Here is a 15483-nt window from a genome sequence, read left to right as displayed (position 1 = left end):
TTACTCTTTTAAAGTCCTTTTATAAAGATTATTTTTATTGATAGATTTCAAGAAAAAAGATCTTTTTTTACAAACTATTTTTAAATCTGTTTGGTTTCTCTTATCTAATTAAATACAACAAAAGAAACCATAACAGCGTAATTTTTTTTAAATATAATTAGCTTACTAAAACTAATTGTGCATGTAAATGTGCTGGTAAATGATATAAATCCATTTCGATTACTTTATCAAAACTTTCACTCGCTTTTTGTTGATTTTTTAAACCTAATTGGCCTAAACCAATTAAATAGTTACAATGAATTTTATTAATATCATTTAAATCTTCTTCCCATATTAATAAATCTGGTAATGAAATTGCAAAATAATCTAACTTTACTTCATCATTCATATGCGCAATTCCGTAATTAATTAGGTTTTCGAAACGAACATTTGCCTCTTTAATTCTATTTAATTTTAGCAATGCCAAACCTTGATAAAAGATTTTGTCTGGTTGTTGATCGTTGTAAAATATTGCAGGACTTGGATCACTTAAACCTTCCGAAGCTAACTTAAAATGTGTAGCCGCTTTTTGCTGTTCACCTAAACCTTCATATGCACAACCTAACCAATAATCAATATCATTTTCTTGCGTTCCGTCTAATTTTCCTTCACCTAAATTATGAGGATAAATTTTAGCTTGCTCTAAACATAAAATTGCTTTTTCAAAATTGTATAAATTAATGTGCTTTTTTGCTAATTCTACCTGACTAGTTAAATATTGAAAAGGTACTTTTCCTTCACCACCTTCCCAAGGATGAAACTGACGGTTTGCCATTAATTCAGCAGATTTTTCAAAATCACCTTTTGTGTTATACAACGCAACTCGTTCTAGGTATAAATCGTCTCTAGAGTTTGTTAAATCGATGTATTTTTCTAACAATTCTAATCTTTTAACAGCAGAAACGTTTACTTTTTTATAAAATTGATCGAGCTCCATTAATAAACGAGCATCTGTATTATCTAGAGAAAATGCTTTTTCTAAATGTGTTCTTGCCAACTCTTTTTGTTCCGTTTTATTAAAATATAAAAGAGACAAATTTCTGTGTGTAATTGCAAAAGTATCATCTAAATCTAAAGATTTCTCCCAAGCGTTTTGTGCCTCTTTATACTGCCTGTTTGCATACCAAAAATTCCCCAAATAATAATGTGCTTTAGCATCTTTTGGGTTTGCTTTTGCTGCTGCTTGCAATGCTAAAACTTCTTCAATTTTGTTTGGAAAACAATAATCTTCAGACATTGTAGAAGCTTTTTTATAACATTCAAAAGCGTTAGTTACATCTCCTTTTTGATCAAAATACCAACCCATAAAATAATAAACCATTGGGTACACTGTATCATTATCATTGGTAAACACCTTTAACAAAGAAATTGCATCGTTAAACTGACCAGCCATGGCGTAATCTAAAGAAAACTCATTATAGTTATGTGCATACCCTCTAATAATATTTTTAAACGCTTGTAGATCTTCTGCTTTATTTGAAATTAAATAACGCTCATACAAAACACCAAAATTAAATTTATCGATTGCTAAAGAATCATTAATTAGTTGATTTGCTTGGTCTAATTTCCCTAATTTTCTTAAAATAATTACTTTTAAGTGTCTTGCTTTGTGGTTATGCCAGTTTTTAATTAATGCTCTATCAATTAAATCTAACCCTTTTGTTAAATCTCCTCTAAAAGTATCAATTTGTGCTAAATTAAAATATCCTGCATCTTGCCATTGAGCGTTCCAACAAGATTTAAAGAAACTTGCATATGCCTCTTTCTTCTTCCCTAAGAAATTTAAGGCAATTCCTCTGTTAAAATAAGGCTCACCATCATAAGGATTTGGATTGTGTTTTGTTAAAGAAGCAATAGCCGTATCAAAATAAGAAACTGCTTTTTCTAATTGTCCTTTTCTTAAATATAACAATCCTATTGCATTATTATTTCTAACATCTCCAGGAGCTCTTCTTAACGCTTCTTCATAATAATCCATAGGATTAAAAGTTGCGTGCCTGTATTGCTCTAAATGCAAACCTTGTAAAAATAATGCTTCTACAGAATCTATTTCACTAGGTTCTTTTGCTGCAGTTGCAGGATCTGGAATTTCTGTTGATAAATCCTTATCTGGAGTCCAAGAAACTAAAATATTACCTAATTTATCAGAAACTGATACTTCTAAATCTTCAAATTTAGAACCGTTTACTTCTATCAGCTTCTCAAAACCATTTCTTGGAGAAAGCTGAACAACCTCGTCTAATAAAACTCCATTTTTACCTTTTAAAGAAATAATTCCATCATTATAAGTAGAGGTTACGTGTACTTTTACGCGTGCTTTTCCATCAACAATTTCTAAATTTACCATTGCTTCTTTCGTCGCATTTTTAACCACACCAACATTATAATATGGCATAAAATATTGGGTAAAACTTTTTTCCTCATAGGGATGCATCCATGTAAAATCTGGCTGATTATCTGTATAAACACCACACATTAATTCAATGTAAGGTCCATCTTCATCCGTTAAATTTCTATCCCAAGCTTTTCCAAAATCTCCATTTCCCCAAGTCCATTGTTTTTTTCCTGGTGATACATTATGGTCTGCTATATGTAACAAACCTCCTTTAGAATCATTCTCATAACCACCAACAAAATCATATTCAGACGTAATTGCCATATAACTTGTTGGTACAGGAATATTTTTATAATTTGATATATCTGTACCTGGTGAATAATCTACTTTATAATATTCTCCTTTTGCAATCGGGAATTCAGATACATCTCTTTTTCCATGATCAAAAACCGCATTTACATCTGGTGGAAAAACAGATTGATAATGATCATTTACAGCCACTGCCGGATTTGCCCACCATAAAAACGTTTGTGGATGTGGAGTTCTGTTGTATAATTGTGCTTTAATTTCTATATAAGCTTTGTCTGGATGCAATGTAAAACCAGCCATTCCTTTTGTACGAAACATTCTTTCTAACTCACTTACCCAAATAGTTTTACTACCATCTTCATTTTCTTCAATAGTAGAATCTGTAGGGTCATAAGTACTTGGTCTATGATGTTGTGGCCAATTAAATTCTATTCCTCCAGAAATCCAAGGACCTGTTAAACCTACCAAAGCTGGTTTTATAACGTGATTGTAATATACAAAATGACGTTCTCTAACTTTGTCATACGCCATTTGAATTCTACCTCCTAATTCTGGTAAAATCATTACTTTTATATAATCGTTTTCAATATAAATAGCGTTCCACTCTTTATCTACTTTCGTGTCGCTAATTTTTTCAATTACAGGATTTGGATAAACTGCTCCACTACTTGCTTGATATACTCTTTTTTCTAAAAAAACTGGATATTTCTCAGGTGTTCCAACCTCGTAAGTGGGTATAACCACTTTTTCTCTCCAAACTTTAACAGTTTTCATAATGCTATATTTTTAATTATTCTTTGGTTAGCTTTGGTGCTATATTTTTTTTTAGTTTATTTTTTTTACTGACGATTTTCTATTTCAATAATTTTTTTATTTGGTTAATTTCTAAACTTACTTCAGGATTAAATTTAACAGTAGTCATGTATTTTTTTAAACTGTACAAGAGCTGTTTTGCCTCTAATCTTGATTCTAAATTTGTGTGTAAATCGATTCCAGAAATGATGATTTTTCCTTTGCCAACTTTTGCTTCAAAGACCAACCCTAGTCTTCGGTTTTTAAACCAATCATCAACCACTCTTACAATTGGAGTCATTTTTGGTAAATCATCTAAAATAATTGCATTAGAATTTGTCATAGCATCCCACCATTGCCAATTAGAATGATATTCTGTTGGAAAATCTGCTAAAGCCGGATTTTTAGGATCGCACAGAATACCCAAAGTATGTGGTTTTTGACCATTTGTCCACGAGGTGTTCCAAAAAATACTTGAAAAACCAATGCCAATATCACCACCTTTATCTGCTGCTATATCTCCTTTTGTAATGTTAAATAAAACATTACCTCCTTTTTGAAGATAATTAACAGTTGATGCATCTAATTTATTTACAACTTTTACATTATTTTTATTTGTAATTGCTGGTATTTTATTAGGATACACCCATAAATCCCAAGTGTTTTTAAACTCATTTACATTAACAGAAAGTGTCAATTTTTGTGCTTTATCAACTTTTAAAAGTGATAAACTAATTTCTCCTAATTGAATTCCGTTTCCAATTTCAATATCTTTTTCAACTAAATTTCCTTCTGCAAAAACAGTATTATCAATGTTTGTTAAAGACCATTTAGGTGTTACATTTTTCAATGTTTTTTCACCAAAATGTGCAACTTCAATAGCTACTTTTAAAGTATCTGTATTTTTAAATGTTCTTTTTGGAAAACGCGCTAAAGCAACTGTTTGACCACTAAATGCTTTAAACTCTTCTGGAGATACATATCCTTTTTCTCCCCAAAATGCATCTAAAACCCCAACAAGTGCAGTTCCTTGACCTGGAAAATCGTGTAAATCTAACAGTTGAAATCCAGCCATATCTTTAGTTCTTAAAGCTGCTTCTATATCTGCTTTGTAACATAAAGTTTGTAATTTACCAGAAGCCATTAAAAATTGTTTAGCTAAATCTGCCATTCCATTTTCTGCCAAAGACTCTTGAAATATTTCAAAGTTTTTAGGTTTTAAAACGCCTGTATATTTAGACATTTCTTCAAAATTAGGATACACACACCACTGACCCATTTCATGACTTACATAAGGCATTGGCGTTTTATCTATAAATGTACTCCAGTCAAATACAGTTTGTGGAGGCTTGGCATTAATTATACTTTTCAAATTTTCATCCCAACCTTGTATTCTTGGACCTCTGTGATTGTAATAATCCAAATTATCTAAATAAGGGTAACCAGCACCACTAGTATACAATCTTCTACTATCTAAATTTTTAAAATGATTTACATAGTCTCTTAAATATTCTTTATGATTTTCTCCATGAGGCTCATTACCATAAGTCATCATAACAAATGAAGGATGATTTCCGTATGCATTTATAATATCCTCTCCTTCTTTATAAAACCATTTGTCTTCAGGGTTTCCATCTCCTAATTTATTCCATCCAGAAGCTTCTGCTTGTAAATAAATTCCTTCTTCATCTGCAGCAATAAAAGCAGCTTCTGGAGGACCCCAAGAATGAAAACGTACATGATTTAAACCATGATTTTTAATTACTTTGTAAATACTCTTCCAAGAAGCAACATCGGTTGGTGGATACCCTGTTAATGGAAAAATAGCACTTTCTAAGGTTCCTCTTAAAAAAGTTTGCCTTCCATTAATGGTAAAGACTTTTCCATTTGCCTTAAATTCTCTCATTCCAAAATCGATGTTTTTTCTATCTGTACCCGATTTGGAATCTAAAGTAATTTGCATTTGATACACATTGGGATTGAATTCATCCCAAAGCTTTGGGCTATCACCCATATCATAATGTAAAACAACCTCATTATTTCCGCTAATTGTAATTTCTTCTTTTAATGTATTTAAAGAAAAACCTTCTACAGATTTTTCGATAGCAGTTAAAGTTAATTTTGCTGTTTGGTTTTCTTTGGTAAGGTTTTTAATCTGGATAACAACTTTTACCTTTTTATCAGTAACATTAGGGTATAATTTTACATTACCTATTGCTATTTTAGGTTTTGCTATTAGTTTTATATCTCCAATAATTCCGTTCCAATTACTTTGAGTGTTATCAGAAATACTATGTGCATCTTTTCCAACATCAATATCTTTTACCCTATTATCTACCCTTATCGTTATGGTATGTTCCCCTGCAGTTAATGCAGCTCCTAAACTATAATCATGTGCTGTAGCTAAACTATTCTGCATCCCTATTTTTTTAGCATCTACCCAAACTGTAGATTCCCAATGCACTCTCTCTAAATGTAAATCTATTTTTTTAGCCTTCCAGTCTGATGGAATCGTTACCTTTTTCTGATACCAAGCTGCTCCTGTATATTTTTTGTTAGGGGTTAACCAAAAAGGAAGCTTAATATTTCCTTTTTGCCTGTATTTAGCCATTTTTGCAGCTTTGTACCAAACACTATCATTGTCCCAAATATTACCAGTCCATTTTGTTTTTACACTTAGCTCATCACCTTTTCCATTTGTGTTCATAGAACCAGGTAATGTTATGGTTTCTTTAAATTGATTTTGATACCATTGCTCTGAAATACCTTGATCTAAAGAATCAACCTGAAAACTCCACTTACCTGATAAATCGATGCTAGTATCTGTATTGTTTTTGCAGCTTCCTAAAATAAGCACAGAAAAACATATTGCAAGTATCTTAATTTGATTAAATATTTTCATGTTTATTATTATTTTAACAAACTCTTAATTTGATTAATTTCTAACGTAACTTCTGGATTAAATTCAGATGTTGTCATGTATTTTTTTAAACTGTACAAGAGTTGTTTTGCCTCTAATCTTGATTCTAAATTTGTGTGTAAATCGATTCCAGAAATGATGATTTTTCCTTTGCCAACTTTTGCTTCAAAAACCAACCCTAGTCTTCGGTTTTTAAACCAATCATCAACCACTCTTACAATTGGAGTCATTTTTGGTAAATCATCTAAAATAATTGCATTAGAATTTGTCATAGCATCCCACCATTGCCAATTAGAATGATATTCTGTTGGAAAATCTGCTAAAGCCGGATTTCTAGGATCGCACAGAATACCCAAAGTATGTGGTTTTTGACCATTTGTCCACGAGGTGTTCCAAAAAATACTTGAAAAACCAATGCCAATATCACCACCTTTATCTGCTGCTATATCTCCTTTTGTAATGTTAAATAAAACATTACCTCCTTTTTGAAGATAATTAACAGTTGATGCATCTAATTTATTTACAACTTTTACATTATTTTTATTTGTAATTGCTGGTATTTTATTAGGATACACCCATAAATCCCAAGTGTTTTTAAACTCATTTACATTAACAGAAAGTGTTAATTTTTGTGCTTTATCAACTTTTAAAAGTGATAAACTAATTTCTCCTAATTGAATTCCGTTTCCAATTTCAATATCTTTTTCAACTAAACTCCCTTCTGCAAAAACAGTATTATCAATGTTTGTTAAAGACCATTTAGGCGTTACATTTTTCAATGTTTTTTCACCAAAATGTGCAACTTCAATAGCTACTTTTAAAGTATCTGTATTTTTAAATGTTCTTTTTGGAAAACGCGCTAAAGCAACTGTTTGACCACTAAATGCTTTAAACTCTTCTGGTGATACATATCCTTTTTCTCCCCAAAATGCATCTAAAACCCCAACAAGTGCAGTTCCTTGACCTGGAAAATCGTGTAAATCTAACAGTTGAAATCCAGCCATATCTTTAGTTCTTAAAGCTGCTTCTATATCTGCTTTGTAACATAAAGTTTGTAATTTACCAGAAGCCATTAAAAATTGTTTAGCTAAATCTGCCATTCCATTTTCTGCCAAAGACTCTTGAAATATTTCAAAGTTTTTAGGTTTTAAAACACCTGTATATTTAGACATTTCTTCAAAATTAGGATACACACACCACTGACCAATCTCGTGACTTACATAAGGCATTGGAGTTTTGTTAATATGCTTACTCCAATCAAATAACGTTTGAGGAGGTTGTGCATTTATAATACTTTTTAAATTTTGATTCCAAGCTTGAATTCTTGGTGCCCCACCATTAAAGTAATCTAGATTATCTATATATGGCCAATTTGCGCCACTAGTATATAATCTTCTATTATCTAAATCTTTAAAATGATTTACATAGTCTCTTAAATACTCTTTACTATTCTTTCCATGTGGTTCGTTTCCATGCGTCATCAATACAAATGAAGGATGATTTCCGTATGCATTTATAATATCCTCTCCTTCTTTATAGAGCCATCCATCAATTGGTTTATCATCACCAACAGTACCCCAAGCAGAAGCCTCTGCTTGTAAATAAATTCCTTCTTCATCTGCAGCTATAAAAGCAGCTTCTGGAGGACTCCATGAATGAAAACGCACATGATTTAAACCATGATTTTTAATTACTTTGTAAATACTCTTCCAAGAAGCAACATCGGTTGGTGGATAACCTGTTAATGGAAAAATAGCACTTTCTAAGGTTCCTCTTAAAAAAGTTTGCCTTCCATTAATGGTAAAGACTTTTCCATTTGCCTTAAATTCTCTCATTCCAAAATCGATGTTTTTTCTATCTGTACCCGATTTGGAATCTAAAGTAATTTGCATTTGATACACATTGGGATTGAATTCATCCCAAAGCTTTGGGCTATCACCCATATCATAATGTAAAACAACCTCATTATTTTCGCTAATTGTAATTTCTTCTTTTAATGTATTTAAAGAAAAACCTTCTACAGATTTTTCGATAGCAGTTAAAGTTAATTTTGCTGTTTGGTTTTCTTTGGTAAGGTTTTTAATCTGGATAACAACTTTTACCTTTTTATCAGTAACATTAGGGTATAATTTTACATTACCTATTGCTATTTTAGGTTTTGCAATTAATTTTATATCTCCAATAATTCCGTTCCAATTACTTTGAGTGTTATCAGAAATACTATGTGCATCTTTTCCAACATCAATATCTTTTACCCTATTATCTACCCTTATCGTTATGGTATGTTCCCCTGCAGTTAATGCAGCTCCTAAACTATAATCATGTGCTGTAGCTAAACTATTCTGCATCCCTATTTTTTTAGCATCTACCCAAACTGTAGATTCCCAATGCACTCTCTCTAAATGTAAATCTATTTTTTTAGCCTTCCAGTCTGATGGAATCGTTACCTTTTTCTGATACCAAGCTGCTCCTGTATATTTTTTGTTAGGGGTTAACCAAAAAGGAAGCTTAATATTTCCTTTTTGCCTGTATTTAGCCATTTTTGCAGCTTTGTACCAAACACTATCATTGTCCCAAATATTACCAGTCCATTTTGTTTTTACACTTAGCTCATCACCTTTTCCATTTGTGTTCATAGAACCAGGTAATGTTATGGTTTCTTTAAATTGACTTTGATACCATTGCTCTGTAATACCTTGATCTAAAGAATCAACCTGAAAACTCCACTTACCTGATAAATCGATGCTGTTCTCTTTTTTATTTCCACAGGAAATAAAAAAAAGAATTATAAGACAAATAGTAAAGGATTTTACGATGGTGTAAAATTTCATATTATAATTAATTTATTTAAAATATTCAAAAATTACATCTGCTACAAATTGATGTCCTTTCTGATTTATATGATTGTTTTGAGACATATAACCAACTAAAGGTTGTTTTTCTGCTAATTTTTTAAATAGTACATAACTATCAATTAAACCAACATTATATTTTTTTGCCAGTGCTCTAATTTGAGCACTATGTTTTGCTAGTTTTGTTTCTTCGGATGAAATATCTTCTCTTAAATCTGGGGTTGGAGTTAATAAAATTACTTTTGTACCATACTCTAGTGCTTCAACAATCATTTGTTCCCAAGCTATTTTTGCTCTTTCTAAACCTATTCCTCTGTCATTTAAAGCATAGTCTATAAAAAGTACATCTGGCCTGTAGCTTAAAACTTCTTCTTTAAATCTTTTTGCCCCTTGTTCTGATTGCTCACCACCAATAGACGTTGTAATTGTATTTACTACAGAGTAAGGATAATAATCATTTACCTTTTTTAAAGTTCTAAAAGGATATGCGCTTAAACGATCTACAACACCTTTGGTAGTATATCCTGTTGGTACAGAATGTCCATGAAAAACTAAATTTACAGACTTATTATTTGGCCACTTTTTCATCAATTTAACTTTGATTGAATCTAAATAGGTTTCAACTTTTATCTGATTTATAGATATGTTATTTTTTTGTTGAGCACAAGCAAAATTGATGCTTAATAAAAGGCCCATACAAAAAATTATTGTTGATTTTTTTAAACTGAATATCATTGTATTTTACTTGTCTTTTGTTAATTCTGCTTCAATTTCTTCTAAACTTTTTCCTTTGGTTTCTGGTAATTTCTTTTTGATGAATAAAAAACCTAAAACACAAATAATACTATATACCCAAAAAGTACCAGAAGCACCTAAAGCATCATTTAATATTGGAAAAGTGAATGTTAATATAAAGGATGCAACCCATAATGAAAATGTTGCTATAGACATTGCAACTCCTCTTATTTTATTTGGAAAAATCTCTGACAAAACAACCCAAGTAATTGGTGCTAAAGACATCGAATAAATAGCTATTGCTGTTAATACCAATACCAAAACAGGCCAACCTGTATACTGCATATAATAAGCAGCCCCTAAAATAGCATATACAACCCCTAAACCAATAGAACCAAAAAGCATTAATTTTCTTCTACCCCAGCTATCTACTGTTCTCATTGCAATTATGGTAAAAATTAGATTTACACTTCCGGTAATTACAATATTGAATAACATATCTCCAACACTATAACCAGCAGCTGTAAAAATTTCTTCAGCATAATTAAAAATGATATTTATTCCACACCATTGTTGAAAAATTGCCAAAACAATACCTATAATTAAAATGGGTTTTACTTTAGGACTTTTAAAATATGAAAATTTAATTTTAACACTTCTACTTTCTTTTAGGGTTAAAGCAATATTTTTAATTTCCTCTTCTGCATAAGAATTTCCTCCAATTTTAGCTAATACTTTTTTAGCTGCAACTACATTATTCATTTTCATTAAAAAACGAGGACTTTTAGGAACTAAAAACATTAACACAAAGAATAAGATAGCTGGAATTAATTCTGCCCAAAACATCCATCTCCAACCAGTTTGACCATTCCAAGAATATAGCATAGTAGCTTCATCTAAAACAGGATCTGAAATTAAAAAATTAGCTATTTGTGCTACTAAAATCCCAATTACTAAGGTAAGTTGATTAATAGCAACAAATTGCCCCCTATACTTTGCTGGTGCAATTTCTGCGATATACATTGGTGATAATGTAGAAGCCAACCCAATACCTAAACCACCTAATAATCTATAAAAAATAAAGGGTGTAAAACTATCTACATAACCAGTACCAAAAGCAGATAATGTAAACAATACAGCTGCAAAAATTAAAGGATTTTTACGTCCAAAACGATCTGCAACAAAACCCGAAATTATGGCTCCGAAAATACAACCTATTAAAGCACTACTCATTGCCCAGCCTTGTAGAGTTGGCATAGAACTAATATCGAAATATAACTCGTAAAATGGTTTTGCACCACCAATTACCACCCAGTCATAACCGAATAAAAATCCTCCCATTGCAGAAGCTAATGCTAAAAAAAGCAAGTATCTAAAATTAAATTTATTACTTTCTGTTTGTGTTTGGTGATTGATTTCCATAATTTATTTTAATAATTCGTATTAATGATTTAGTCTTTGGTTAAACTACTGTTATACCAATCTTCATTTGGTTTAAAGTCTTTCTTTAAAAAATCTTTACGTTGCTTTTCTAAACTTTGCATCATTTTCGTTTTTCTATTTTCTTGCAATTCAGTAGCTTTTTTTGCATCGTAGTTTTTATTTGTAGTAGGTACTTTTGCATCTACATTTTTTAGATACTCATCTAATTCTGCTCTTAATTTTTTTGTTATTTCTAAATTTGAAGAAGAAACATCATTTAATTCTTTAGGATCAGTATTTAAATTATATAATTCATCTTTTCCATCTTCATAATAATGAATCAATTTAAATTCATTTTTCCTGATAATACTTACTGGCTCACCTCCTTGATTTCCATAATGTGGATAATGCCAAAATAAGGCTCTATCCTCTAAAGATTCTCCTTTTAATAAAGGCACTAAACTAACACCATCTATAATTTGCTTAGGGTTTAGTGCTACACCAGCTAAATCTAAAAGCGTAGGATAAAAATCTACACCAGAAACTGGGTAGCTAATGGCTTTTGGAGAATTTTTTAACATTGGGGCTTTAATTAAATATGGCTCTCTAATACCACCTTCCCATTGATAACCTTTTCCTCCTCTTAATGGAAAATTTGTAGTAGAAAAAGCATCTCCACTTGCAACACCTCCATTATCTGAAGTAAAAACTATAATTGTGTTTTTATCTAAACCTAATTCTTTTAATCTATTTAAAACAACACCTACAGCATCATCCATAGATTCTACTAAACCTGCATAAACAGGATTATCTTGAACAGTTCTTATTGGCAAAATACGCTCCATTTCAAAACCTTTTTCTGGTATTCCTTGCGCTTCTGCCTTGTTTCTATATTTATTCCATTTTTCTTGCGTAGTTTCTATTGGACCATGAACTGCATAGAAAGATAAAAATGCAAAAAATGGCTCGTCTTTATTATCAGACATAAAGTCTGCGGTTTCTAAAGCCAGTCTTTTTGTTAAGTTTTCGCCCTTATATTTATAATCTAATTTTGGATTGCTCCAAGGTGCATAATAGCCTCCTTTTGGGCTACCAACTTCCCAACCACCAATGTTAATTTCAAAACCATTGTTTTCTGGAGAGTAAGGAACGTCTCCAATATGCCATTTTCCTGCAAAAAATGTTTTGTAACCATCTGCTTTAAATGCTTCTGCTATGGTAATATTATCTTCTGAAATTGCGTGTACGTATTCTGGTGGTAAAACTTTTGTGTTTTTTCTTTCACCCCAAGTCTCGCCTGTTAGAGCGCCAATCCAATCAGTAACACCATGTCTTGCTGTATGTTGACCCGTCATTAAACTTGCTCTTGAAGGGCTACATACTTGGGCAGCTGCATACCCTTGTGTAAATTCTACACCTTCGTTTGCAATTGCATCTATATTTGGTGTTTCATAATAAGTACTTCCTGCATAACTTAAATCATGCGCACCTAGATCATCTGCCACAATAAAAAGAATATTAGGTCTTTTCTTTTCTTCTTTTGAAATAGTGCCTTTTGTCTTACAAGCGTTTAAAATAATCACTGTAAAAAAAAGGCACAAAATCAACTCAAATTTCTTATTTAAAATTGCATTCATATTTATATTCTTTGACATCCTATTATTGTGTTAATTGATTTTTCTTTTATAGTTATAATACTACTACTTTGGTTAATTCTAAATTTTTATCACCTGAAGTGACGTACATTTTATTTAGATAAAAATTTTAAAATTGAACTTGTTTATCTGTATCACTATAATTAACTAATTCTTTACTAAATGATAGTTCTGCTATTTTTCATTAAGCCAATTCAAACCAACAAATTAACAAAGCCAAATACCTGAAACTCCACATCTTTTTATTTTTTGATACTTTTTATTTTTATCAATCTCAATATCTAAAACCTGTAAGGTTAAACCATTTGAAACAGACAGTATTAGAAAACAAAAAACATAACTTGTTTTATATTTGAAAGTATTTACTATCATAAATAAAATGATTTACTTACAAATTTAGATTAAATAAGTGTTCTTAAAATACCTTATATCTGTTGAAACATAGATAATATTACTTAAACTATTAAACTTATTTAAAAAGATGAAATCTAAATATATTATAACATTGCACCTAAATTGTTAGGTTTTAAAATTTAATTGTAACGTAATTTATAAAAATAAAACTCCATCAATCTAAGTAATTTTAAATGATGGAATTTTATATCTCAAAAAACTATTTTCATTACTTTTTAGTTATTATTAATAACCTGGATTTTGTACTAAATTTTCATTATCACTTATAAGTCCTTGTGAGATTGGCAAATAATAACGTTCTTTTCCAAATATTCTTGTTTGAGTTTCTGCATTTTTTAAAGTAATCACATATCTATCTGTATCTAAATTATACCTAAAAACCAATCCAGACATCCTTACTCCATCCATTTCTTCAACTGCTGTTCTCCATCTAACTAAATCCCAAAACCTATGGTCTTCAAAAGCTAATTCTACTTGTCTTTCTAACCTAATGTTTTCTTCTGTAGCAATAGTTCTAAGAGGCATACCAGCACGATCTCTAATTTTATTAATGGCATCTAGAGCTTCTCCACTATTATTTAAATAAAAAGCAGCTTCCGCTTTATTAAGAAGGATTTCACCATATCTAAATACAAAAAAATCTTGCCCAGACCCTAACTCAATAACACCAGAAAGTGGTAAATTTGGATCTAACCTTTTTCTTAATAGAAGAGATGTATTTCTAATAGATCTTGCAGGTCCAGATGCAGGCCAAGTAGCACCATTTACGTCTATATTACCTTGATTTGTTGTTACAACTTGTCCGTTTAAAGTGTAAGTAGTGTTTGTATGAAAGTAAACTTCTTCTCCCCTCCAACTAGTTTGAGGAAAAAATACTGAAGCTACAAATCTAGGATCTTTTTCTCCGAAAAAATCTTTTATATCCCAATCATTATTTGCTGTAAGCATAGATCTTGGTACATTTTGTCTTCCATCTTTATACTCAAATAACTCAGCAAAATCATACAGTACAGGGAAATTAGAGTTCCAGGTAGTATTAAAACCATCTGGATGCGCTAAGTAATCTAAATTATGACCTCTTACTATTGGCTCGTATACTTCTGCAAAAATTACCTCTGGATTACCTAAACCATCTGTTAAAAATAAATCTCCAAAATTTTTCACTTTGTCACTTGGACTTGCATTATAAAGACTAAATACTCCACTTTTCTCTAAAGCCACAGAAGCGTCGTAACTTCTTTTATAATACTGCTCTGTTAAAGATGAATTAATACCAACAACAGCATCTAAATCAACTTCACCAAATTTTGCTATACTCGCTGCATAAAGCATTGCTCTACTTTGTAGTGCTAGAGCTGTATATTTATCAACTCTACCTTCTGCTCCTGTTCTATCATTAGAAAACTTACCTATAATATCATTAAGTTCCGTATAAATAAAATCATATATTTCTTGTTCTTTTGCACGCTTTGGAAACAATTCTTCTTCAGGGTCATCTGCTTTTTGAACCTTTGTTATTAACGGGACACCTCCATATCTTTTTACCATATCAAAATAGATATAAGCTCTTAAAAATCTTGCTTCCAGTATTTTTTTATCAATATATTCTTTCTCAAAAGCTTTACTATTGACAATATTTTCGATAATAAAATTACTTTGCCTTACTGCCCCATAAGCCCAGTAGCCAAGTGTACCTGCCCCATTTTGTTGAGAATAGGTTCTTAAAAAAGCTTGGTTTGGTGCTTGCCAATTAGCAAAAGCAATAGCCTCTGCACCAATTGCACTAATAAGGCCCATATTTGTTTGCCCAAAAGAAGTAGTATTCATAAACTGCATAGATTCATAAATCTGTGACATATATGCCTCTGTTAAAGCTTTATCTTCAAAGACAGAACTCTCAGATAAAAAATCTGGCTCTACATTTAAATCATCATTACAGCTGAAAGTTGTAAGACAAATTGCTAAAAAAATTATAAATTTTCTCATATTGTTATTTGTTATTTTATTATT

General features: G+C 31.0%; 7 protein-coding genes. All 7 read right to left on the bottom strand.

What is annotated here, in order from left to right; all coding sequences use genetic code 11:
• Positions 1-157: 157 nt before the first annotated feature.
• On the bottom strand, positions 158-3457 hold the full coding sequence (locus WG951_RS11815) for a DUF5107 domain-containing protein (RefSeq protein WP_105049608.1): 3300 nt from the start codon (positions 3455-3457) through the stop codon (positions 158-160).
• A 79-nt stretch (positions 3458-3536) separates the two neighbouring features.
• Entirely contained in the window at positions 3537-6377 is a 2841-nt protein-coding gene (locus WG951_RS11810; RefSeq protein ID WP_340914285.1) for a sugar-binding domain-containing protein, read from the bottom strand.
• 8 nt (positions 6378-6385) lie between these two features.
• Positions 6386-9226 (bottom strand): sugar-binding domain-containing protein, encoded by a 2841-nt coding sequence (locus WG951_RS11805; RefSeq protein ID WP_340914284.1) that lies wholly within the window; start codon positions 9224-9226, stop codon positions 6386-6388.
• A gap of 12 nt (positions 9227-9238) precedes the next feature.
• The gene (locus tag WG951_RS11800) at positions 9239-9943 is read right to left on the bottom strand and encodes an SGNH/GDSL hydrolase family protein (protein WP_105049609.1); all 705 of its coding nucleotides are present in this window, start codon (positions 9941-9943) and stop codon (positions 9239-9241) included.
• A gap of 45 nt (positions 9944-9988) precedes the next feature.
• Positions 9989-11404, bottom strand: a complete 1416-nt coding sequence (locus WG951_RS11795) for a sugar porter family MFS transporter (protein WP_105049610.1) — start codon at positions 11402-11404, stop codon at positions 9989-9991.
• A 29-nt stretch (positions 11405-11433) separates the two neighbouring features.
• On the bottom strand, positions 11434-12987 hold the full coding sequence (locus tag WG951_RS11790) for a sulfatase (RefSeq protein WP_340914282.1): 1554 nt from the start codon (positions 12985-12987) through the stop codon (positions 11434-11436).
• Positions 12988-13698: 711 nt separating this feature from the next.
• Positions 13699-15459 carry a RagB/SusD family nutrient uptake outer membrane protein gene (locus tag WG951_RS11785; RefSeq protein ID WP_105049612.1) on the bottom strand — a complete coding sequence of 587 codons (1761 nt, stop codon included), beginning with the start codon at positions 15457-15459 and terminating at the stop codon, positions 13699-13701.
• Between the last annotated feature and the right edge of the window lie 24 nt (positions 15460-15483).

This window comes from Polaribacter butkevichii, from assembly GCF_038024105.1.
GTDB lineage: Bacteria > Bacteroidota > Bacteroidia > Flavobacteriales > Flavobacteriaceae > Polaribacter > Polaribacter butkevichii.
The sequence above is the reverse complement of the archived record's forward strand: the minus strand, read 5'-3'. Positions and strand labels throughout refer to the sequence as shown.

What these genes read in the sequence shown, in the direction of transcription:
- WG951_RS11810 (WP_340914285.1), bottom strand. Translation starts at nt 6,377, where the DNA reads ATGAAAATATTTAATCAAATTAAGATACTTGCAATATGTTTTTCTGTG.
- WG951_RS11815 (WP_105049608.1), bottom strand. Translation starts at nt 3,457, where the DNA reads ATGAAAACTGTTAAAGTTTGGAGAGAAAAAGTGGTTATACCCACTTAC.
- WG951_RS11805 (WP_340914284.1), bottom strand. Translation starts at nt 9,226, where the DNA reads ATGAAATTTTACACCATCGTAAAATCCTTTACTATTTGTCTTATAATT.
- WG951_RS11795 (WP_105049610.1), bottom strand. Translation starts at nt 11,404, where the DNA reads ATGGAAATCAATCACCAAACACAAACAGAAAGTAATAAATTTAATTTT.
- WG951_RS11785 (WP_105049612.1), bottom strand. Translation starts at nt 15,459, where the DNA reads ATGAGAAAATTTATAATTTTTTTAGCAATTTGTCTTACAACTTTCAGC.
- WG951_RS11800 (WP_105049609.1), bottom strand. Translation starts at nt 9,943, where the DNA reads ATGGGCCTTTTATTAAGCATCAATTTTGCTTGTGCTCAACAAAAAAAT.